Here is a 23,475-nt window from a genome sequence, read left to right as displayed (position 1 = left end):
TTTTTTAAGGAAAATTATCATGCCCAATAACAGCTACCAATCGCTGCTTGTATCCGCACAGGCGACCCCTGAGCTGCTCAAAAAACATAAAGTGTTGGCAAAGTCGTTGGAGAAGGACGCTTATATGCGCTACAGCAATGACAAGCCAGTTGGTGTCAACAAACTCAATGAAGGTGAGCAACAATTATTTGTCAATTATATCAAAGCACAGGCGGCACGTACTCCGACTGGCATGTATCACGTAGATAAAAGCATTGCTTATTCTGAAACGGTTGAAGGTGAATCGAGCAGCCATGGTCAGTCCCGGATACAACTGATAGCGGCAGCGGGCACAGAATCCTTGATCACGAATACTTCGATCGAGAGAATCTTGTCGAGAACCTTGCAGGAGCGCGGGTACGATACACAAAATCCCGCACTGCTGGCGCAAGCGGTGAGGGATCGCGAACTTAAGGGGGGGTTGGGGCCCATAAGTGGTGGCGCTGAGTCCCGCGAAGGCAGCGCCAATATTCAGCAGTTTGCCAGCAATCCTAAATTATTTGCTAAATCCAACACTATCAGTACTGAGACATTGGTTAGAGCAGGACGACTCCCGGCAGAGGGGCGTGCCCAGTTGGTAAAGATTAAAAAAGGCTTATACGAGGTCGAATACTCTGCTCAAAGCACGAATAATGCTGTTGGGAAGGAAACTAACAGCGTGCCCGCGTATTTCCTCGGCTACAACGGCGCAAATCAGGCCAATGCATTGCCCGCTTATGTGGATATTCCTAAACATGCGGCTCCTGGGAGTTTTCTGTTCACGGGATCGTTGTCGGGATGTTCGATTGTGGTGACCAACTTTGATGCTGATACTTACCGGGTCTACCATGACGGTCGGGTCAACAGTTCTCTGCTGTACGACAATGTGGTCATGGCAGTGGACTATAAGGATTATCAAGTAGCAGGCACCGCTGAAGGCCTCGCTGCGGCGTACATGCAATACGTTAATGATGAATGGCAACTGGTGTTTCAGCGTCAGGAGTATCAGCGAGACGGTCAGATGCTCTGGCCGAGGTTACGCAATGGTGAGGAGCCAATATCGATCCAGGTTGCTGACAGTCAAAGGGCTGAGCGTAACCAGACCCAATTCGAAACTTACCGTGAGAGTATTCATCAAAAACTCAAAAAGATCGCTACCCAGTTCGAAGTACCCGTCGAAGGTGTCTCTGATGGTGTATACGAGGGGGGAGAATTTTCTCCTCATCATCCGGCGATTGCTGCGTGGGTTGAGCTGCGTGATAAGGTTCAAGCCAAGATCACAACAGACACTCAGCAGTTGGTGGACAAGCGAAGCGAACTCTATAAGACCCAAAGTAGCACCAGAGACGAACAGATAAAACAGCTCAATATCACGCTGGAGTACTATAAGGAACAATACGATTCAGTCTTGCGTGAAGTGTTCTCCGTCGAACAAAGCTGGTTGTGGCAGCAGATTAAGTCCAAGAACGGCATAGATGCAGTGTTGCGGATTAATGATACATCTATCCAAAGTGGCGGTCAGGAATACGGGCGTAGCTTGGGTGAACGTTATGCTATTGCCGAAGCTTACCAGCGAAGGGGGCCGAGTATCGAGTTTACTGATGGCCTGCATAATTTTCAGGATATCAGCATCCCAGGTTTTAACGATGGGATGTCGATCCTAGAGATGAAAAGCCTGTTTTTTGACGACAAGCTTACCCCTAAACAGCAGGGTGCCTTGAGCGGTCGCATCACTGAGGCCAGTCAGGCCGAATACATCGACAAAGTACTGAAGCAGACAGCAATGTTCAGCAAGGATTTTCGGCGTGCCGGTAGCAGCTTCAGTCGTCTGGCACCACAAGATTTTTATCTGTCATTGGTCGGAGACGTATCTGGCGGCCGCTGCTACCCTTTGGTCAGGGCCATGGCGGTAGCGCTGGCCAACAATGGCAAGACGGGTATCAACAGTCTGGTGGAAAAACTCTTCTTGGCCGCAGCGGCTCCTCAGGAAGGCAGTTCTACATTGCTAAAAAACAGTTTGGCAAAACTGCACTCCAATGTTGAGGCTGTGCAGGCGTCAACAGTGCGAGGACAAGTTACATTGCCTCAGGTCGTTTCCCTGCTGAAGGAAGCGACCGGAACCTCAATGTTCGCTCTCAATACCCGGAATCACTCAATGATGGTGGGATGTACTATCGGAGATGAAGGGCGTCGTTACTATTTCTATGATCCAAATGTCGGGATTTTTGCATTCGACGATTCGGCCAGTTTCTCCAGAGCCATAAATAGACATCTGGTGAAGCGTAATATGGCTGCTTACTATGGCTCGCTTGGCAGTGAGTTGGTCCCTGTCTTCAATCTGCTGGAGATCGATCCCGATAAAATGGCAAGAGTACCGGTGGGTAATGGCTTGGATGTCGCTGATTTAACCCGCCCCGATGAACTGGCTACAGTTATAGAGCAACGGCAGTGGGTCAAGCAAACGGTCAATGCCCAAGCGAAGATTGCCGAGGATACCCAGTTACGTACCGCATTGGCTACTCTTGATGCAGAGCAATGGGGAGCAAAATTCGATAAAGCCATAACAAGGCTTACTCAGGAAAATAAACTTGACCAGCGCTGGATGCCAGTGATTGGCAATACTGAGGGGCAGGGGGAAGGCCGCTACAGCGTCCAATTCATCAATCGAGATCGCCCTGAAGAGATTCGTTGGGTGAGCAGCAATGATGCCACTTTTATTGAATTCCGCCGCTTTGTCGATGAACATATGCACACTCTTAGCCAGCATTTCACCCTCGAACGCGGCCAGATCCGGCCCAAAGGCGGTGTTGGTGAGGTTGCTCCGGTTGATGGGTTGAATGCAGGGTTTGCGGTACAGACGTTGATCCAGTGGTTTGCTGACAAAAACCGCCACGATGCGGCACATGGGATCGCTTCGCCTGATCTGGCGACCGCACTCAAAGTCCACAGTTATCTTAATTATGCTCAGATGGTTCACAGTGGCGTGAAAGACATAGCCAAAGTTACCGAGTTGGTACGCACGGCGTTGCGCGGCGAAGTGGTGGTCGCAGAAACTTCGCTCAAAGAATATTCTTCAGCTCTGGCACATACCGTCAACGAAGGCATCGGCGTGCTTTTGGGAGGAGTCTTTGTTGGATTGGACGCCTATGAACTAGCCCATGCCGAAACGGATACTCAGAAAGCGGTATTCGGAACTCAATTGGCGTTCGATTCAGCCAGCTTTGTCACTGGTACTGCCGGAGTAGGTGCTGGACTGATTGGCGCCTCGACGACTGCGGCTGTACTTGGTGGGGCTGGAGTGATCCTTGGTGGGCTTGCGGTGGGCTTTACGGCGCTGGCTCAAGCCTTTGGTGCGGTCGCTGAGGATGCCAAGGCGGTGGGGCATTACTTCGATATGCTCGACAAGGCTTACAAGAGTAATGGCTATCGATATGACAGTGAAAAGGGAGTATTGGTACCTCTGGCCGGTGCGGTGATCAAAACCCTTGATTTGCGCAATAGTCAGATCGATTTCGACAGTCAGTACATTTATCGCACCCATTCAGGCTCTACGGGTTCCGGGGAAATCAATTATTTCTTCTGGATCGGCGATTTTCCAAAGATGGTGCATGACCGTAAACAAGCGATCGAGGTGCGCAGCGGGATCGGTTACAAGGGAGTTTCCCATAAACTTGATCATAGTGACAGTAACGTGTTGATCCTGCCGGGAACGCCGAAGTCCTTCATCCGCTACGAATACATGCAGCTACCCGGTGCAACTACACGTCACGATACTGGTTTTGATGTGATTCGCAGACTCGAAAAAGATAAGCGATTCGATTACGACTTCTACATTTTTCCGGGTGAGGTTACGATCCGCAGGATTCATCAGGAATATGTGGCGACACCAATCGAAGTCATTCTCGACCAGCACAGCAGGAAATTGATAGTACCTGAGCTACCTAAAGAATTGCATGGCTACTTGCATTATGAGATCAAGGGCGCGGGTGGCGAGTACCTGATCGGGCTGAATGAAGGCACCAGCGTGAAGCTCACGAGCGACATTCCCAATCCGGACGGCAGTGGCAATGTACCGTCGCGCTGGATCATCGATAGCAGCCAGCTCGCCAGCGATACGATAAAAGTCTCAAAAAACCGATTGGAAGTAGGTGGGGTCGTCGTTGAACTCGATCCGTCCCGGAACGGACAGGTGCTGGTGGTTAACAGCAAGAACGAAGTGCGCGAAGTCGACTTCACCAACCAGACAATTCAGGTGGTAAGTGAAGATGCAAGTCAGTGGCAAGTATCCGGCCAGCAAATCGAGCAGCACCTGAAAGATCTGGCCAAGGCGCATCAGTTGCACGGGCAGTATGTAGTAGTGGAGAACTACAACTATAACGGGCGTGATGTTGGTAGAGCTTTCTACGACGTGACTAAGGAGCAGATGCTGTTCACCGACACCACTCATGAACAAGCCAAACATGCTCAACTGGGAGCCGTGGTGGGTAATCAGGCCTATTTCTATGATGCTGACAATGCGGTAGCGTGGCGGGTGGATATTGCCACTGGACAGGTCAACGCACAGTTTGAGCCATGGTTCAACGACAATGAGGGCAAAATCAGTCACTTGTGGCAAGAGGGGGATGCGGTCTATCTGGCGCGCCGTTATCAGCTGAAAGAGAGGAAAGCTGAGTTAAGCTATCGGATTATCGGTGACCGAATGGAGTTGGTCAGCGCAGTCGGGGATGATGATTTGCTCCAGCTTTCGGCGCGTACTGGTCGGCATGGTGATGATCTCAAATACATACTCCGAGGCTATGAGAGTAATAGTACCCAACGTGAGACTCCGAAGTATACGTTAGGTGCACGGCTGATCCAGCCGACCAGTGCGGAGTTGGTCACCGTATTTGGCAAGGATGCGGCTGGTGTGGCGCATCGCTACTGGATGCGTACCAGCGATGGTACGCTGATCAAGCCAAATCTGGCACCACCGGAAGAGCAGACCTTGCACTTTGAAGCGCATGAACAAAACCGCAGTGCATGGCAGATCCCTGCCGACCTCGTATTAGCGGGCAGTATTTCCCGATCTACTGGCACAGAAGTGTTCTTCTTCTACAGCAGGGAGAAAAAGGTTCTATTCCGTCAAGAAGGCTCAGGTCAGGCAGTGCTTGATGCTAATCACCCCACAGCATTGCGCGTCAGTACTCCGCCGTTGGCCAACGTGGTCAACCTGAATGGCAGTTTGCTTGCTGTCACTGAGGATGGGCGTGTGGCCCAGCTTGATGCGATGGGGCAGCTTAGCTACGAAGCGGTCAACGAGCATTGGCTCAAGGGGCGTGCCCACTGGTGGCAGGATTTAGCCAACGTCGCAGATGGCAAAACTACTCTGGCTGTGTTCGGGGTCAAGGGTTCCGATGGCAAGAGCCTGCTTCCGGTGTGGTATCACAACGGACAAGTCGTAGTGGCTTCGAAGGGACTTCAGGACAAATCGCTTCAATTCCTGGGATTTGAAGCGGATGGCACCTCCGCACGGCTATTCGAGCCAGAAAGTGGCAAGCTGTATAACCAGCCAGCCATACCCGGAGATACGTTGACCGCAGCCTTTGGCACTGACCAGATGTTCAGTGCCTCGGTGCAACTTCCCGCTGCCAGTGAGTTGACTCCCGGGTTGCATCTCAAAATGGTGCAGCAGGTCGATACCGGCATGCGCCTGACTACAGCCAAGGGTGAGATCTTGTTGCGAACTAATAATGGCGAGTTGCGGTTAGTTGGCGTTGACAAAGACTGGCAGCAGAACAATTTGGCCCGACTGTCACCAGCACTCACTGAGCTCGCTGGTCAATGGCAGGCCAAAGGGGTACTGACTTTGCAGGATAGCAGTATGACAAGTTGGTTCGATGTTGGCAGTAGCCAGATGTTTTCAGGCAATGGAATCCCCGCCTCCAATAATTTGCATTTTGTGGGAACCCATGCAGAAAATAAGACGGCGTATGTGTATGACCAGACGACTCAAACGTTGTATGAACTCGGTGGCAGCAAGGCAAAAATACTCAATAGTTTCACAGGAATGGAGCGCATTGATTCTTTCCTGTTACTCCAGGGAGGAGAGGCCAGTGACAACCTGACGCTACCGATCATTGACGGTGTCGATAGTCTGGTATTGTATGGCGGGGCTAATAACGATACCTATCAATTCAGTAAAGAGATGTGGAGCCACTACCGTACGGTTATCATCGATAATGACGATCCGAATCAAGCCTTGGATCGCTTACGCTTACCGATAGCCAATCCGCAGAGTGTTCTGGCGAGCCGACACAATGATGATTTGATGTTGACCGATTCTGGCAACGGAACGGCATTGGTGGTGCGTCAGGTATTTGGTCATCAGGCCAAGAACCATCAACATCTGCATATCAATCTAGAGGGAGCTTCGTCGATGATCGACGTGGCGCACTTAGTGAATAGCATGAGTAAACAGAGGAACATCAATGGGGTGTTGATGGATTTATCTTGGGCCAGCAGGCAACCAGCCATGACAGCTAACGCAGTGACCACGGGTTCAGAAGCTGAAAGTTTGAGTCTGGCGAATTTGATTGGGGCTATGGCCTCATTCCCTGATGCCGGCAGTTCCCACGAGAACCTGCTGCAAGGTTTTAAGCCTGCCAAGGCCGAACAGCAGCTTTTGTCACCTGACTTCAATTCAGTCATAAGGTAAGTACGAAAATAACAGGAGAGGGAGCTAGCCTCTCCTGTTTCAGATTACTGACAAAGAGCTGGTTTGTTAGCCGGCATTTTAAGGCCGGAAATCTGAGGGGGAGCCACACTTCATTTCTATCACTCCCTACCCAAGTTCAACATAGGGTGGAAGTGCTCATCTTATTTCTTCTGCAAACTGGCTTACTCTTGAGTTAAGTTTTTACTTAAGTAAGAAGCCGCAGCAAAAATACAATCCAGATGGGAACACTCGGGTAAAACACTCACCTTGAGATATGGCGAACCGTGTATAGTGGCAAATTCTTTCATTGCTGTAGAAGAAAACAATTCATCCTTTTCAGCAATCAAAAAGTGTGAAGGTAAAGACAGAGCAGCCAATTGCTTTGCAGGATGGCGCGGCGTTAAAGCATTCGCTATATTGACGCTATAATGCTCAACAAAGCCGTCCATGGATGCAAGTGCCTCTTCAGAAAAATGGAGCTTAACTGCGAGCGTTTGCCCACAGAGCAGACCTCTGCTCAGAGCATTTATGATAAATGGCCACTGATTTACCTCAACAAAGGGGGTGGTATTGCCAGACTGACATTTAAGTTTGGCAAATGGCCCCAGCTCACATGCCAGCATAAATAAACCATCAACTTTATGTTGCGGGCGATAACAGGTAAAATAGTTCAACAGCATTCCCGCACCGCTAGAATGACCAAACAAATAGCGACGCGCCTGTGGAAAAAGACGCTGCATCTCCTGAAGCACAATATCAACATCACTCCAAATCCTCTCTGGATAATCCACAGTACCTCTTATGCCGTCGGATTTCCCGTGACCGCGAATATCTATCAGGCAGACAGCCACTGATGCTACCATGCACAATTGCTGAGCGAATATACCATAACCAGCCTGACTGTTCACACCACCTCCATGATATACCACTATAAGATCCCGGATCTGCCCTGTTGATTGGTACAACTTATAACTCAGGCCTTCTACGTTGCCTGAATCACAGTTTGCCACGTTATCTAACATGTGAGCGTAATAAGCAATCTTGTCTATGTAGCCGTTAAAATCTATCAATGTGAGGTTCTTCCATATTTTGATTGGATGTCCCCTAATAACATCGCTCAGGAACGTAAATGTAAATGTAAATGTTGTTTCACCATATCAGATCAGATGCCGACTTGAAGAGTTTTAGTTTGTTGCTCTGATATTCATTATTTATCAATCTGGCTTGCTCTAAGTTTCGTGACAACACGATGAAAGAATTGTTGATGTTGTATGTTGACCACACCATACGTATTTAACCCGAATGATACGGTGGTCATGATTCAGGCGGGAGCTGATATCATTGTTGTGCACATGGGGCTGACGACCGACGGTGATGTTGGTGCTGACATAATGGTGCTAGCTCCATGGAGGGTCATGTATTGAATAGTTAGTTATTGTGACATGCTCTAACTTTTTAAGGGTGGAGTATGGCTAAAGTTGACGTTTATTGTCGTTATTGTCACACATCAGAACATGTCAAAGGACATGGAAAAGGAAATGGCGGCCATCCCCGTTATCGCTGTTATGCCTGCTGTAAGGTCTTTCAGTTGGAATACACCTATCAAGCCTGTAAACCCGGTGTTAAAGAACAGATTATCGATATGGCAATGAATAACGGGGGGATCCGCGACACCGCCCGTGTCCTGGAAGTGACCACAAGTACCGTCATGACAACGCTAAAAACTTATCCCCCGAAACGTGACGACGCTTCCTCTTGACGGGGATAACATTCAGCTTATCTGTGAAATGGATGAGCAATGGGCGTTTGTGGGGAACAAGAAAAATCAACGCGGACTCTGGTATGCTTGGGAACCCCGTCTGAAACGAATAGTGGCGCCTGTTTTTGGGGATCGCAGCCGGAAAACATTAGACAAACTGCTTACCCTTTTATCGCCCTTTAATATCCGGTTTTATTGTACGGATGATTATGCTGTGTATGACAGCCTCCCAGAAGAAGAACACCTGACAGGGAAGGCATTCACCCAACGTTTAGAAAGAAACAATTTAACGCATCGAACCCGGATAAAAAGACTGAATCGAAAAACGATAGGGTATTCTAAATCAGAGGAAATGCACGATAAAGTGATTGGTACTTTCATTGAGCGTGAGAACTATTTTTAATAAGAGATCTAACTATTTAATACATAACCACCAGTTCGGTCATCACCCCAGTCGCCCCTTTGGAGTCAATAATGATGATGTCATATTGATGAAAACGCGGATGTTGCAGGATATTGCGCAGACGCAGGCGGCCATCCGGGGCATGAGGCATGGCCGTCGGCAGGAGTTCATCAGGATCATTGGAGACAATAATATTGAGGTGACGGATCTCCGAGCGGGAAATGATCGCGTCAGCCTAACTCAGATCCGCCGTCTGTATCAGCAGTTCATACAAACCTGCCGGGGCTTCATATTCCAGGATAAAAATACCGCTGGATGTCGGTTGTAATAATCGGCGTCAATCAGGAGAGTTTGTAGACCGGCATCAGCAAAAAATCCGGCCAGATTGGCTGCGTGTGTGGATTTACCTTCGCCGCCTTTGGGGGAAATGATGGGAAGTATTTTCATGTTGTACACTCAGTAATTTGAGCATACTAACTAAGCAAAAATCAACTGGTTACATTTTATTAACTTAGGAGGGGATTGGTGGGAATTTTTATAGGTAGATATCTGGGTTCTCTGCGATTTTTGGATGCCTATTTTGAGTCACCAGATTGGATGATTTATAGACTTCACTCGGAAAGCTTTTCTTGCTGTTTTTTAATTTAAACTCCATTAAATTGAGTATTTATTCACTTTTTGGAGATATTACGAAAAATATTGCCTATTTATGCGTTTCGTAAATGTTAAGTCCAATTAATTTTTCCCTTTTTAAAATCCCCTTTAGTTATAATTTTCTAATAAAATTTAAAATAATTTGTTAAAATTTGCAGCTTTTTATGATTTAGCCCAAGGTCTTTATAGACAGCTAGTGAATACTTTGTTACTTTAAGACCCTGTATTCTAAATTGGTATTACCAATTTACTTTAGCCCATTAGCTAGGGTTTAGTTACTAATGTTTAGTCACTAAGGCTTAGTTGAGTTGGGCATAGCCCGAAGCAACATTTACTTATTGAATGGCTTACAGCAGATATGGCCTATAGCAAAATTCGCCAACCAAAGTTATCAGATGTGATTGAGCAGCGTCTTGAACAGCTCATTCTCGAAGGCTCGCTACGCCCGGGAGAAAAGCTGCTGCCTGAGCGTGAGCTGGCAAAGCAGTTTGAAGTATCACGTCCTTCATTGCGCGAAGCCATTCAAAAACTGGAAGCCAAAGGCTTTCTTTTCCGTCGTCAAGGGGGAGGAACTTTCGTGCAGAATAATCTGTGGCAAAGTTTCAGCGACCCACTTGCCCAACTTATTGCAGAGAATCAAGAATCCCAGTTCGATCTTCTTGAAGCACGCCATGCTTTAGAGGGGATTGCTGCTTACTATGCAGCCCTAAGGGGAACTGATGAGGATTTCAAACGCATTGAGCAAAGCCATTTTGCCATCCAAGAAGCACAACAAAGTGGCGATGTAAATGCGGAATCTGATGCTGTCCTGCAATATCAGCTTGTTGTCACAGAAGCTGCCCATAATGTGGTATTGCTACATTTGTTGCGCTGCATGATCCCGATGTTAGAGCAAAATATCAGGCGCAATTTTGAAGTCATCTATACCCGTAAAGAAATGTTGGCAGCCGTGAGTGACCATAGGGCTGAGATTTTTCGCTCTATTATGGCGAGGGAACCAGAAAAAGCCCGTGAGGCTTCCCATCGCCACTTAGCCTTTATTGAAGAAGTTTTATTGGATCTGACTCGTGAATATACTCGTCGTGAGCGTTCATTGAGGCGGCTCCAGCAACATCAGGAATAAGAGCCTGTCCCTTGGGGCGTCATAGACAAATCAAATTCCCGAATGGGGTGGGTTCTAAACTTGGCTGTACAGATCCTGACTGCTGCGTTTGTACAGTTCCTCAACTCTTTATCCAAGAGTTTTAGCGGCAACATATAGCAGGGCCTATCTTCCGGTCATAACAGGCAGTTTAGTCAAAGGGTATGACCAGAAGATAGGCTCCAACAATCATTAGAAATAGATAACAGATAAGGAATACACCATGTCAGATATTTTGAAAAATGACGTGGATCCGATCGAAACTCGCGATTGGTTACAGGCGATCGAATCGGTCATCCGTGAAGAAGGTGTTGAGCGTGCTCAGTTCCTGATTGATCAGGTTTTGAGTGAAGCTCGTAAAGGTGGCGTTAACGTTGCTGCAGGTATTGCAAGCCGTGATTACATCAACACTATTCCTGTTGAGGATGAGCCTGCTTACCCCGGCAACCTGAATTTGGAGCGCCGTATCCGCTCTGCTATTCGCTGGAATGCAGTGATGACCGTTCTGCGTGCATCCAAAAAAGATCTGGAACTGGGTGGCCACATGGCTTCATTCCAGTCTTCCGCTACTGTTTATGACGTTTGTTTTAACCACTTCTTCCGTGCTCGCAGCGAAAATGACGGTGGTGACTTGGTATACTTCCAGGGCCACATTTCTCCGGGCGTTTATGCACGTGCATTCCTTGAAGGTCGTCTGACTGAAGAACAGATGAATAATTTCCGTCAGGAAATCGGGGGTAATGGCCTGTCTTCTTACCCGCATCCAAAACTGATGCCTGATTTCTGGCAGTTCCCTACTGTTTCAATGGGTCTGGGACCAATCTCCGCTATTTATCAGGCTAAGTTCCTGAAATATCTGGAGCACCGTGGCCTGAAAAATACTTCTAAACAAACCGTTTACGCTTTCTTGGGCGACGGTGAAATGGATGAACCAGAATCTAAAGGTGCGATCACTATCGCAACTCGTGAAAAACTGGATAACTTGGTATTCATCATTAACTGTAACTTGCAGCGTCTGGATGGCCCAGTAACCGGTAACGGCAAAATCGTTAACGAACTGGAAGGTATCTTCGACGGTGCTGGCTGGCAGGTACTGAAAGTCCTGTGGGGTGAGCGTTGGGACGAACTGCTGCGTAAAGACACCAGCGGTAAACTGGTTCAATTGATGAACGAAACGCTGGACGGCGACTATCAAACATTCAAGTCCAAAGATGGCGCTTATGTTCGTGAGCACTTCTTCGGTCGTTACCCAGAAACTGCGGCATTGGTCAAAGATATGACTGATGACGAAATTTGGGCTCTGAACCGTGGTGGTCATGATCCGAAGAAAGTTTACGCTGCACTGAAAAAAGCGCAGGAAACTACGGGTAAACCAACTGTAATCTTGGCTCAGACTATCAAAGGTTACGGCATGGGTGATACCGCTGAGGGTAAAAACATTGCTCACCAGGTTAAGAAAATGAACATGGAAGGCGTTCGTCAATTCCGTGATCGTTTCAATGTACCTGTATCTGATGAGCAGATCGAAAGCCTGCCATACGTGACTTTCGACAAAGATTCTGAAGAATCCAAATACCTGCATGAGCGTCGTAATGCACTGGGTGGTTACCTGCCAAGCCGTCGCGTTAACTTCGACGACAAACTGGAAATCCCAGCTCTGGAAGACTTCAGCTCTCTGCTGGAAGAACAATCCAAAGAAATTTCTACCACTATCGCTTTCGTTCGTGCATTGAACGTCATGCTGAAGAACAAGTCGATCAAAGATCGTCTGGTTCCAATCATTGCTGACGAAGCACGTACTTTCGGTATGGAAGGTCTGTTCCGTCAAATCGGTATCTACAGCCCGAATGGTCAGCAGTATACTCCGCAGGATCGTGAGCAGGTTGCATACTATAAAGAAGATTCTAAAGGCCAGATCCTGCAAGAAGGTATCAACGAACTGGGTGCTGCTTCATCTTGGCTGGCTGCTGCAACGTCTTACAGCACCAACAACCTGCCAATGATCCCATTCTACATCTACTACTCCATGTTCGGATTCCAGCGTATCGGTGATCTGTGCTGGGCAGCGGGTGACCAGCAAGCTCGTGGCTTCTTGGTTGGTGGTACTTCTGGTCGTACAACTCTGAACGGTGAAGGTTTGCAGCACGAAGATGGCCATAGCCATATTCAGTCTCTGACTATTCCTAACTGTATCTCTTATGATCCAGCATTCGCTTATGAAGTTGCTGTTATCATGCATGATGGTTTGGAGCGTATGTATGGTGAGAAACAAGAGAACATCTACTACTACATCACCACACTGAACGAAAACTACCACATGCCAGCAATGCCTGAAGGCGCTGAAGAAGGTATCCGTAAAGGTATCTACAAACTGGAAGTCTTGGAAGGCGCGAAAGGTAAAGTTCAGTTACTGGGTTCAGGCTCTATCCTGCGTCATGTTCGTGAAGCAGCGAAGATCTTGTCCGCTGAATACGGCATCGGTTCCGATGTATACAGCGTAACTTCCTTCACTGAACTGGCTCGTGATGGTCAGGATTGTGAACGTTGGAACATGCTACATCCATTAGAAGAACCTCGTGTTCCTTATATTGCTCAGATCATGAATGAAACTCCAGCAGTTGCTTCTACTGACTACATGAAACTGTTTGCAGAACAAGTACGTAACTTCGTTCCTGCAAGTGACTATCGTGTATTGGGTACTGACGGTTTCGGTCGTTCTGACAGCCGTGAAAACCTGCGTCACCACTTTGAAGTTGATGCTTCTTATGTGGTTGTGGCGGCTCTGGGTGAATTGGCTAAACGTGGCGAAGTTGATGTAAAAGTCGTTGAAGAAGCTATTAAGAAATACAACATCAACCCAGAAAAAGCTAACCCACGTCTGGCATAAGAGGTAAAGATTAATGTCTATCGAAATTAACGTACCTGATATTGGTGCAGATGAAGTTGAAGTTACCGAGATTCTGGTGAAAGTAGGTGACACAGTTGAAGTAGAGCAGTCGCTGATCACGGTTGAAGGTGACAAGGCTTCTATGGAAGTCCCATCTCCACAGGCGGGTGTAGTTAAAGAAATTAAAGTTGCGGCTGGCGATAAAGTTGAAACTGGCAAACTGATCATGATTTTTGAATCCGCAAACGGTGCAACAGAAGCTGCACCTGTACAGCAAGCAGCGCCAGCGGCGGCACCAGCAGCAGCCGAAAGCAAAGAAGTGAACGTACCAGATATCGGTGACGATGAAGTTGAAGTTACCGAAATCATGGTAAAAGTGGGTGATACCATCACTGAAGAGCAGTCACTGATCACAGTTGAAGGTGACAAGGCTTCTATGGAAGTTCCTGCACCATTCGCGGGTACTGTGAAAGAGATCAAAATTGCCGCTGGCGATAAAGTCAAAACCGGCTCTTTGATCATGGTATTCGAAGTTGCGGGTTCTGGTGCAGCACCTGTAGCATCTGTGGCAGCGGCTCCAGCAGCGCCTGTAGCATCTGCGGCAAAAGAAGTGAACGTACCGGATATCGGTGGTGACGAAGTTGAAGTTACCGAAATCATGGTAAAAGTGGGTGATACCATCGCTGAAGAGCAGTCACTGATCACGGTTGAAGGTGACAAGGCTTCTATGGAAGTTCCTGCACCGTTCGCGGGTACTGTGAAAGAGATCAAAATTGCCGCTGGCGATAAAGTCAAAACCGGCTCTTTGATCATGGTATTCGAAGTTGCGGGTGCAGCACCTGCGGCGGCGGCTCCAGCTCCAGCTCCTGCGGCTGAACCTGCGAAAGCAGCACCAGCTCCAGCAGCAAGCAAGCCAGCAGAAGGCAAAAGCGAATTTGCAGAAAATGACGCTTATGTTCATGCAACTCCAGTGATCCGTCGTCTGGCACGTGAATTTGGCGTAAATCTGGCTAAAGTTAAAGGTACTGGCCGTAAAGGTCGCATCCTGCGTGAAGACGTTCAAACTTACGTGAAAGATGCTATCAAACGTGCAGAAGCAGCTCCTGCTGCTGCGGGCGGTGGTTTGCCTGGCATGTTGCCTTGGCCGAAAGTTGATTTCAGCAAGTTCGGTGAAATCGAAGAAGTTGAAATGAGCCGCATCCAGAAAATCTCCGGTGCTAACCTGAGCCGTAACTGGGTCATGATCCCTCACGTTAACCTGTTCGATGAAGCGGATATCACTGAAGTTGAAGAGTTCCGTAAACAACAGAACAAAGAAGCTGAGAAGAAACAGCTGGGCGTGAAGATCACTCCGCTGGTATTCGTGATGAAAGCAGCCGCGAAAGCACTGGAAGCAATGCCTCGCTTTAACAGCTCCATTTCTGAAGATGGTCAGAAGCTGATCCTGAAAAAGTATGTCAACATCGGTATCGCGGTTGATACACCTAACGGTCTGGTTGTTCCTGTATTCAAGGATGTCAACAAAAAAGGCATCATGGAACTGTCCAGAGAATTGGCTGAAGTTTCCAAGAAAGCTCGTGCTGGTAAATTGACGGCTTCCGACATGCAGGGTGGCTGCTTTACCATCTCCAGCCTGGGTGGTATCGGTACTACCGGTTTTGCACCAATTGTAAATGCGCCAGAAGTGGCAATCATGGGTCTGTCTCGTTCTTCCATGAAACCAGTCTGGAATGGCAAGGAATTCGTTCCTCGTCTGATTCTGCCTATGTCTTTGTCTTTCGATCACCGTGTGATCGATGGAGCAGATGGTGCGCGCTTCATCACTTATATTAATCAATTTATGAGCGATATCCGCCGTTTGGTGATGTAATTCAAAGGCCGGTATATTTACCGGCCTAATGATTACTATCGTGACAGATATTTTCTTCTTGTATCTGGCAGGTTGGGATTTCTGTCACGTTAACGCGCTTTTCAGGTTATTTACAATTCTGTAAACTGCTCGCGGTGTGTACGTCCCGGTGGAATATGGTTTTTTTTCGTCTGACCCGCCGGACAAACAATTAAGAGGTCATGATGAGTACTGAAATTAAAGCCCAGGTAGTGGTGCTTGGAGCAGGCCCAGCAGGGTATTCTGCTGCTTTCCGTTGTGCAGACTTAGGTTTGGATACTGTTCTGGTTGAACGTTACTCTACTTTGGGTGGTGTTTGTCTTAATGTTGGTTGTATCCCATCCAAGGCGCTGCTTCATGTTGCAAAAGTAATTGAAGAAGCAAAAGCACTGGCACAGCACGGTATCGTGTTTGGTGAGCCACAAACTGATATCGATAAGATCCGCCTGTGGAAAGAAAAAGTTATTTCCCAGCTGACAGGTGGTCTGGGCGGCATGGCTAAAGGCCGTAAAGTTAACGTTGTTAATGGTGTTGGTAAATTTACAGGTGCTAACACTCTGGTAGTTGAAGGCGAAAACGGCGCAACAACGATTAATTTTGATAATGCCATTATCGCAGCGGGTTCACGCCCAATTCAGCTGCCATTCATTCCACATAATGATCCTCGCGTATGGGATTCTACCGATGCACTGGAACTGAAAACTGTTCCGGGACGCCTGTTGGTAATGGGCGGCGGTATTATCGGTCTGGAAATGGGTACTGTTTATCATGCTCTGGGTTCCCAGATTGATGTGGTAGAAATGTTCGATCAGGTTATTCCTGCTGCGGACAAAGACATTGTTAAAGTGTTCACTAAGCGCGTCAGCAAGAAATTCAACCTGATGCTGGAAACTAAAGTGACAGCGGTAGAAGCTAAAGAAGATGGCATCTACGTAACAATGGAAGGCAAGAAAGCCCCTGCTGAACCACAGCGCTATGACGCAGTTCTGGTTGCTATCGGTCGTGTACCAAACGGTAAACTGCTGGATGCAGGTAAAGCTGGTGTAGAAGTTGATGAGCGCGGCTTTATCCATGTGGATAAACAAATGCGTACTAACGTACCTCACATCTTTGCTATCGGTGATATCGTTGGTCAGCCAATGCTGGCGCACAAAGGTGTCCACGAAGGTCACGTTGCTGCTGAAGTTATTTCTGGCAAGAAACATTACTTCGATCCAAAAGTTATCCCATCCATTGCTTACACTGAACCAGAAGTGGCATGGGTTGGTCTGACTGAGAAAGAAGCGAAAGAAAAAGGCATCAGCTACGAAACTGCAACTTTCCCATGGGCAGCATCTGGTCGTGCAATTGCATCTGACTGTTCAGATGGTATGACCAAGCTGATTTTCGATAAAGAATCTAACCGTATTATCGGTGGTGCTATTGTTGGTACTAACGGCGGTGAACTGCTGGGTGAAATCGGTCTGGCTATCGAAATGGGCTGTGACGCAGAAGATATCGCTCTGACTATCCATGCTCACCCAACTCTGTACGAATCAATCGGTATGGCTGCGGAAATTTACGAAGGCAGCATTACTGATTTGCCAAACCCTAAGGCAAAGAAAAAGAAATAATTCTTTAGTTCTTGTTATAGCTTAATATAGCTTAAGCAAAATTTTAAACGGCTTTCCAATTGGAAAGCCGTTTTTATTTGATAACTGCTATCGTGCTTTTCCATAAAAAACTCGATTGAAACTACAGTAAATGACATCGCCAACTCGAATTATGTGGACGAGGGATTCTTTTAAGTTGATATTCTCCGTTGATTTGATGCCATTTATTGCTATCAGCTGGGGTTAATTTCATCGGTTTCAAATCAAAAAAATCATCATTAATAACAACAAAGCCTAATTTTTGGTAAAAAATTTCGGCATCACGTTCTGCTTTAACTTCTAATATACCTTGATGGCCTAGGGTGAGGGATATATTGATCACATGTTGAATAAGCAGGCCACCATAACCATAACCGTTAGGATAAGTTACTATGAATGATATTTGGTCAACGTCATTATCAGATAGATTAGATTTGGCAGGACTCAATATTATGATCCCAACGGCTTTCGCTGTAACTGAACATGAACAAATAAAATGGCGATAGTTTTGTAGACCCCCAGTGACACTTATGTCATTAAAGATTTTTTTTATGGAGTCACAAGTCTTGATGAATGTGGCATGCCTATTGCTAATCGACATTGTCCCTATTATAGGCTCATAATACCAACTAGATTCGTTTCTCTGAAGTTCGTTAAGTGCAGATAGCATACCATGTTGACTCACTTCCTTAATTTTGGCTTGATATTCAAGGTAAAGTTTTTCCTCCATAATCATTGCAGAATGATAATCAGCTCTAGCTCTTGCTGTAGCCTCAAGTTCTTCTCTCTTGGGCATAATGATATCCTTTTAAATGATGTTAGCCTCAGCGTTGAAATGCCCCCTGCTTTATTTAGATACAATATGAAGTGTTGCTGATTTGTTGATATTGAAAGATTTTTGAGTTGTGTACTATGATTAGAAACTCGGTTAAAAGAAAACGCAGCATAGGCAGTTAGACAGTATAGAAAATCCGCGCATTCCATAAAAATTCCGATAGAAATTAAGAAATTTTTAGACTGAAATAGCAACAAATAGCATTTAAAACCTTAATACTCTCTTTATGCATATTTATCTAGCATTTTATTATTGTTCAATGTTGATTTTATGTGAATGAATTAACATGCCATTCAAATTTTGGTATGCTAAGCGCCCGAAGCTGGGCATAATTCTAATGTTATGCGAGCAAAATCCTCTGACCTGGCACCCTTGATGATTGTTTTAGGTGATTGTTTTTGGATGATCGTTTTCGATGATCGTTACCGGGTGCAGACAGCCGGGTATATAAAATGACAATGAGAGCGAGGAGTAAGTCGTGCTAGAAGAATACCGCAAGCACGTAGCCGAGCGTGCAGCTCAAGGCATCGTCCCTAAACCGTTAGACGCAGCTCAAGTAGCAGCGCTGGTCGAATTACTGAAGAACCCACCTAAAGGTGAAGAAGATTTCCTGGTAGATCTACTGACCAATCGTGTTCCTCCTGGTGTAGATGAAGCCGCTTATGTTAAAGCAGGTTTCCTTGCTGCCGTTGCTAAGGGAGAAACGGCCTCTCCTTTGGTTACACAGGAAAAAGCCATTGAATTATTGGGGACTATGCAGGGTGGATATAATATCCACGCTTTAATTGATGCCCTTGATGATGAAAAACTCGCTCCGATTGCGGCGAAAGCACTTTCTCATACTTTGCTGATGTTCGACAGTTTCTATGATGTGGAAGAAAAAGCAAAAGCGGGTAATGCCCATGCCAAACAGATCATTCAATCATGGGCTGATGCAGAATGGTTCCTTGAACGCCCTGAATTGGCAGAAAAAATCACAGTTACAGTCTTTAAGGTCACGGGTGAAACAAACACCGATGATCTTTCTCCTGCTCCTGATGCGTGGTCACGCCCTGATATTCCTCTACATGCTTTGGCAATGCTCAAGAATGCCCGTGAAGGTATTGAGCCTGATCAAGCCGGTGCCGTAGGGCCGATTCAACAAATCGAAGCACTGAACAAAAAAGGTTATCCATTAGCCTATGTTGGTGATGTTGTTGGTACGGGTTCCTCCCGTAAATCGGCAACTAATTCCGTCTTGTGGTTCATGGGAGAAGACATTCCATTTGTACCCAATAAACGCGGGGCAGGCGTGGTACTGGGCGGAAAAATTGCACCAATTTTCTTCAACACTATGGAAGATGCAGGTGCGTTACCAATCGAGGTAGATGTTTCTAGACTTAATATGGGTGATGTGATTGATATCTACCCGCATAAAGGTGAAATCCGCGATCACGAAACAAATGAGTTGCTATCTACTTTTGAATTGAAAACCGATGTTCTGATTGATGAAGTACGTGCCGGTGGCCGTATTCCATTGATTATCGGGCGCGGTTTGACTGGCAAGGCACGTGAATCACTGGATTTGCCACATAGTGATGTATTCCGTCAGGCAAAAGCAGTTGCGAAAAGTGATCGTGGCTTCTCATTGGCACAGAAAATGGTTGGCCGTGCTTGTGGTACAGTCGGTATCCGTCCGGGGGAATATTGTGAACCTAAGATGACCTCTGTTGGCTCTCAGGATACCACTGGGCCAATGACACGGGATGAATTGAAAGATTTGGCGTGTCTGGGTTTCTCTGCGGATCTGGTTATGCAGTCATTCTGTCATACAGCCGCTTATCCAAAACCTGTGGATGTGACGACCCATCACACTTTGCCTGATTTCATTATGAACCGTGGTGGGGTATCTCTGCGTCCGGGAGATGGCATTATCCATTCATGGTTAAACCGCATGTTGCTGCCAGATACTGTGGGTACAGGCGGCGATTCCCATACTCGTTTCCCAATTGGCATTTCTTTCCCGGCTGGTTCAGGGCTGGTGGCATTTGCGGCCGCAACAGGTGTAATGCCATTGGATATGCCAGAATCCGTACTGGTTCGCTTTAAAGGAAAAATGCAACCAGGAATCACTTTGCGTGATCTGGTTCATGCCATTCCTTACTATGCAATCCAACAAGGTCTGCTGACTGTTGAGAAGAAAGGCAAGAAAAACATTTTTTCTGGCCGTATTCTTGAGATTGAAGGTTTGCCAGAACTCAAAGTCGAGCAGGCATTTGAGTTGGCTGATGCATCGGCGGAACGCTCTGCGGCAGGATGTACCATTAAACTGGATAAAGAACCAATCATTGAATATCTGCAATCGAACATTGTATTACTGAAATGGATGATTGCGGAAGGTTATGGTGATCGCCGGACACTGGAACGCCGTATTATAGGTATGGAAAACTGGTTGAAAGATCCTCAATTGTTGGAAGCGGATGCCGATGCAGAATACGCGACTGTTATTGAAATCGATCTGGCGGACATCAAAGAACCCATTTTGTGTGCGCCTAACGATCCCGATGATGCGCGTTTGTTATCTGAAGTTGCTAACAGCAAAATTGATGAAGTTTTCATTGGTTCTTGCATGACCAATATTGGTCATTTCCGTGCAGCAGGTAAATTGTTGGATCAGCACAAAGGCCAGCTACCGACTCGCTTGTGGGTTGCTCCTCCGACTAAGATGGATGCAGCACAGTTAACGGAAGAAGGCTATTACAGCGTCTTTGGCAAGAGTGGGGCACGTATTGAGATCCCGGGTTGTTCGTTGTGTATGGGAAATCAGGCGCGTGTGGCTGATGGTGTAACCGTCGTATCCACTTCTACCCGTAATTTCCCTAACCGCCTTGGTACAGGTGCAAATGTTTACCTTGCGTCTGCGGAATTGGCTGCGGTGGCTTCTTTGTTGGGGCGCTTGCCAACGCCAGAAGAGTACTTGCAGTTTATGGATAAAGTCGATGAAACCGCAGCAGATACTTATCGCTACCTCAATTTTGATCAATTGAGCCAATACACTGAAAAAGCGGATGATGTGATCTTCCAAACCGCAGTATAAAAAAGTATATTGAAATGAATGGGGAGGCAAATGCCTCCCTTTTTTTGTATCAGTTTGTGGACTGCTTCAGAGGTGGAAGTAGCAGAAATGTTTAAAATCCAAATGGGTTATTTGGAGTCTGTAAAAATGGGAGGTATGTGATGGAATATGAATTTATGCAGGATATTACCGGTCAGGTAACAACATCCTTTTCAATGGATCATGAAGCTATCGGTCATTGGTTGAATGAAGAAGTGAAAGATGATTTGAGTATATTGGATAAAATCACTGTAGCTTTGCAAGAGATTAAAGGTAGTGAACGTCAGTGGCAGTTGTCTGGTCATGAATATACGCTATTGATGAGCGAAGATGAGATCATGGTCAGGGCTAATCAACTCCAATTTGATACAGAGGTTATCGAAGAAGGAATGAGTTACTACGATAACGAGAGTCTGGCCTTTTGTGGAACAGACGATTTTATCGATATGTTGGCTGATTACAGAGAATTTATTTTGCAAAAAAAGAGAGCATAAGTGTTAATGTTCAATCAATGGAGGCTTTCTGCCATAATCTATATTCCATCACATTTTTGTGTTGTGACAGTGGCTTTCTATTTTTTGAACAGGAAACTGTTTTTAAACAGAAATCTATTTTTGAACAAAAACCTATTTTTGAACAGGAGCCTATATCTGTTGTTGGTGTTGATTGCGAATTACAGCATTGAATGGAAATAGGTTTCAACAATAACGGTGGGCTTTGTATGGAAGAGATCAATCTGTCAAATGAGATTGATAAAGCGGCAAACTGGTTTGCCAGCAATCAGGATCTACTGATTCAGTATGCGGTAAACATTGTATCTGCCATTTTGATTCTTATCGTTGGCTTATTTGTAGCTAAATTGGTTAGTAAAGCAGTTAAGCGTGTTATGTCATTGCGTGGCATTGATGCCACCATTTCTGATTTTCTATCCGCGATTATTCGTTATGCCATTATAGCGTTTACGATTATCGCCGTTCTTGGGAAATTGGGAATTCAGACTGCATCTGTGATTGCAGTCATCGGTGCCGCAGGTTTGGCGGTTGGTCTGGCATTACAAGGTTCATTGTCTAATTTTGCAGCCGGTGTTTTATTGGTAATTTTTCGTCCACTTCGTACTGGTGAATATGTCATTATTGGAGCGGTGGAAGGAACTGTCGTGCAAGTACAGATTTTCTCGACAACATTGCGCACGGCAGATGACCGCATCGTCGTGATTCCCAACGGTAAGATTATTGCGGACAATATTATCAATACCAGTCGTGAACCTAACCGCCGTACCCAAATTATGGTAGGAGTTGCGTATAATGCGGATATTGATGAAGTGAAAAGAGTGTTGGGTGATGTGATTAAAGAAGATAAACGCATTCAACATGAAAAAGGTGTCACTATTCGCCTACATGAAATGGCGCCTTCATCATTAAATTTTGTGGTTCGCGTGTGGACCATCAATGGTGATGCCTGGAGTGTATATTGGGATTTGATGGAAAACTTTAAGCGTGCTTTGGATAAGCACAATATCAACATTCCATTCCCACAAATGGATGTTTATCTGTATCAGCAAAATATGGCCTTACAGAAGAAGGCAGACGAATAATTAAAATATCGCGGTGTGAGAATTTCTTTTTCTCACACCAAATTAGATTTCTCTCATTTTTTGATTTTAAGTCTGGATAAAACCACCATTATTTTTTCTAATGATGTATTAGAATGATTCATTTCTCCTAATCCTTAATCTTACCTAATATGCATGGATAACGTAACTAATTGAATATTTATTAGGGATCTTTGCATGTTTTCGACATTTATCCAGGGCTTTTTTCTCAGTGCTGCGATGATTCTCCCGCTTGGACCACAAAATGTATTTGTAATGCAGCAAGGGAGTAGGAAGCAGTTCCATTTAATGAGTGCCGCGTTATGCTCGGCCAGTGATGCTTTCCTCATCGCTGCGGGGATATTTGGTGGAAGTGCTTTGCTGGGGCAATCGATACTTTTATTGCAGGCTGTGACATGGGGAGGTGTTGTATTTTTACTATGGTATGGATGGGGCGCTTTTCGAACAGCGCTATCAGCGGAAATCGCCCTTTCCCGTACTGAAAAAATTATCCAAAGCCGTTGGCGAGTCATAGTAACGTTATTCGCAGTAACATGGCTGAATCCCCATGTTTATTTGGATACCTTTGTTGTATTAGGAAGCATAGGGGGACAATTATCAGCAGAGCTTAGACCATGGTTTACCACCGGAGCGGTAATAGCATCGATTAGCTGGTTTTTTGCATTGTCATACTTGTCCGCATGGTTTTCACCTGTGCTCAATCAGCCTCGAGCACAACGAATCATCAATATTTTTGTTGGCTGTGTAATGTGGTACATCGCTTGGGAATTAATTAAGCAAGGATACAGATTTTTTATTGATTACAATACTTCTCTATAGATAGTGTGCTAATGTTTTTGCAAGCACCTTACTAATGTAA

12 protein-coding genes and 2 pseudogenes are annotated in these 23,475 nt (G+C 46.1%); 11 read left to right on the top strand and 3 right to left on the bottom strand.

Features of this window, described 5'->3' with window-relative positions; genetic code table 11:
• Nucleotides 1–19: 19 nt before the first annotated feature.
• Nucleotides 20–6,712: a TcdA/TcdB pore-forming domain-containing protein gene (locus PSI14_RS07330; RefSeq protein ID WP_273575285.1), complete on the top strand. Its 6,693-nt coding sequence runs from the start codon at nt 20–22 to the stop codon at nt 6,710–6,712.
• Nucleotides 6,713–6,894: 182 nt separating this feature from the next.
• Here PSI14_RS07330 and PSI14_RS07325 read toward each other — a convergent pair whose 3' ends face one another.
• Nucleotides 6,895–7,782, bottom strand: coding sequence for an alpha/beta fold hydrolase (locus tag PSI14_RS07325; protein WP_273575283.1), 888 nt, complete (start codon nt 7,780–7,782; stop codon nt 6,895–6,897).
• A 201-nt stretch (nt 7,783–7,983) separates the two neighbouring features.
• Here PSI14_RS07325 and PSI14_RS07320 point away from each other — a divergent pair.
• Together PSI14_RS07320 and PSI14_RS07315 are read left to right on the top strand one after the other, a co-directional pair.
• A pseudogene (locus tag PSI14_RS07320) lies at nt 7,984–8,100 on the top strand (phosphoenolpyruvate hydrolase family protein); the annotation flags it as partial.
• An 80-nt stretch (nt 8,101–8,180) separates the two neighbouring features.
• Nucleotides 8,181–8,874, top strand: a protein-coding gene (locus tag PSI14_RS07315) for an IS1 family transposase (RefSeq protein ID WP_273575281.1) whose coding sequence is annotated in 2 segments (ribosomal slippage) — nt 8,181–8,434 and nt 8,433–8,874 — 696 coding nt in all. Because the reading frame shifts where the segments join, the coding sequence is not laid out codon by codon here.
• 22 nt (nt 8,875–8,896) lie between these two features.
• Here the strand turns inward: PSI14_RS07315 and PSI14_RS07310 are convergent.
• Nucleotides 8,897–9,321 (bottom strand): annotated as a pseudogene (locus PSI14_RS07310) (ParA family protein); the annotation flags it as partial.
• 565 nt (nt 9,322–9,886) lie between these two features.
• On the opposite strand from PSI14_RS07310, the gene pdhR reads away from it, so the two are divergent.
• From pdhR to lpdA, 4 genes are all read left to right on the top strand, one after another.
• Complete coding sequence (gene pdhR / locus PSI14_RS07305; RefSeq protein ID WP_273575280.1) at nt 9,887–10,651, top strand: pyruvate dehydrogenase complex transcriptional repressor PdhR; 765 nt, start codon at nt 9,887–9,889, stop codon at nt 10,649–10,651.
• Nucleotides 10,652–10,892: 241 nt separating this feature from the next.
• On the top strand, nt 10,893–13,556 hold the full coding sequence (aceE, locus tag PSI14_RS07300; protein ID WP_273575278.1) for a pyruvate dehydrogenase (acetyl-transferring), homodimeric type: 2,664 nt from the start codon (nt 10,893–10,895) through the stop codon (nt 13,554–13,556).
• Between the two features lie 13 nt (nt 13,557–13,569).
• Nucleotides 13,570–15,426, top strand: coding sequence for a pyruvate dehydrogenase complex dihydrolipoyllysine-residue acetyltransferase (aceF, locus tag PSI14_RS07295; RefSeq protein WP_273575276.1), 1,857 nt, complete (start codon nt 13,570–13,572; stop codon nt 15,424–15,426).
• A gap of 203 nt (nt 15,427–15,629) precedes the next feature.
• Nucleotides 15,630–17,057: a dihydrolipoyl dehydrogenase gene (gene lpdA, locus PSI14_RS07290; RefSeq protein WP_273575274.1), complete on the top strand. Its 1,428-nt coding sequence runs from the start codon at nt 15,630–15,632 to the stop codon at nt 17,055–17,057.
• Between the two features lie 121 nt (nt 17,058–17,178).
• Here the strand turns inward: lpdA and PSI14_RS07285 are convergent, their stop codons facing one another.
• A complete protein-coding gene (locus tag PSI14_RS07285) occupies nt 17,179–17,871 on the bottom strand; it encodes a GNAT family N-acetyltransferase (protein ID WP_273575273.1) in 693 nt (230 codons plus the stop codon).
• A 517-nt stretch (nt 17,872–18,388) separates the two neighbouring features.
• Here PSI14_RS07285 and acnB point away from each other — a divergent pair.
• The 4 genes from acnB (at nt 18,389) to argO (ending at nt 23,435) form a co-directional block, all read left to right on the top strand.
• Nucleotides 18,389–20,986, top strand: coding sequence for a bifunctional aconitate hydratase 2/2-methylisocitrate dehydratase (gene acnB / locus PSI14_RS07280; protein WP_273575272.1), 2,598 nt, complete (start codon nt 18,389–18,391; stop codon nt 20,984–20,986).
• A 140-nt stretch (nt 20,987–21,126) separates the two neighbouring features.
• On the top strand, nt 21,127–21,498 hold the full coding sequence (locus PSI14_RS07275; protein ID WP_273575271.1) for a YacL family protein: 372 nt from the start codon (nt 21,127–21,129) through the stop codon (nt 21,496–21,498).
• Nucleotides 21,499–21,725: 227 nt separating this feature from the next.
• Nucleotides 21,726–22,598: a small-conductance mechanosensitive channel MscS gene (mscS, locus tag PSI14_RS07270; RefSeq protein ID WP_273575270.1), complete on the top strand. Its 873-nt coding sequence runs from the start codon at nt 21,726–21,728 to the stop codon at nt 22,596–22,598.
• A 195-nt stretch (nt 22,599–22,793) separates the two neighbouring features.
• Nucleotides 22,794–23,435: an arginine exporter ArgO gene (gene argO, locus PSI14_RS07265; protein WP_273575268.1), complete on the top strand. Its 642-nt coding sequence runs from the start codon at nt 22,794–22,796 to the stop codon at nt 23,433–23,435.
• Nucleotides 23,436–23,475 lie beyond the last annotated feature (40 nt).

It is taken from the genome of Xenorhabdus anantnagensis, from assembly GCF_028598555.1.
Lineage (GTDB): Bacteria > Pseudomonadota > Gammaproteobacteria > Enterobacterales > Enterobacteriaceae > Xenorhabdus > Xenorhabdus anantnagensis.
The sequence above is the reverse complement of the archived record's forward strand: the minus strand, read 5'-3'. Positions and strand labels throughout refer to the sequence as shown.

Coding starts and splice junctions, on each gene's coding strand:
- PSI14_RS07330 (WP_273575285.1), top strand. CDS start 20: ATGCCCAATAACAGCTACCAATCGCTGCTTGTATCCGCACAGGCGACC.
- pdhR (WP_273575280.1), top strand. CDS start 9,887: ATGGCCTATAGCAAAATTCGCCAACCAAAGTTATCAGATGTGATTGAG.
- aceE (WP_273575278.1), top strand. CDS start 10,893: ATGTCAGATATTTTGAAAAATGACGTGGATCCGATCGAAACTCGCGAT.
- aceF (WP_273575276.1), top strand. CDS start 13,570: ATGTCTATCGAAATTAACGTACCTGATATTGGTGCAGATGAAGTTGAA.
- lpdA (WP_273575274.1), top strand. CDS start 15,630: ATGAGTACTGAAATTAAAGCCCAGGTAGTGGTGCTTGGAGCAGGCCCA.
- PSI14_RS07285 (WP_273575273.1), bottom strand. CDS start 17,871: ATGCCCAAGAGAGAAGAACTTGAGGCTACAGCAAGAGCTAGAGCTGAT.
- PSI14_RS07275 (WP_273575271.1), top strand. CDS start 21,127: ATGGAATATGAATTTATGCAGGATATTACCGGTCAGGTAACAACATCC.
- mscS (WP_273575270.1), top strand. CDS start 21,726: ATGGAAGAGATCAATCTGTCAAATGAGATTGATAAAGCGGCAAACTGG.
- argO (WP_273575268.1), top strand. CDS start 22,794: ATGTTTTCGACATTTATCCAGGGCTTTTTTCTCAGTGCTGCGATGATT.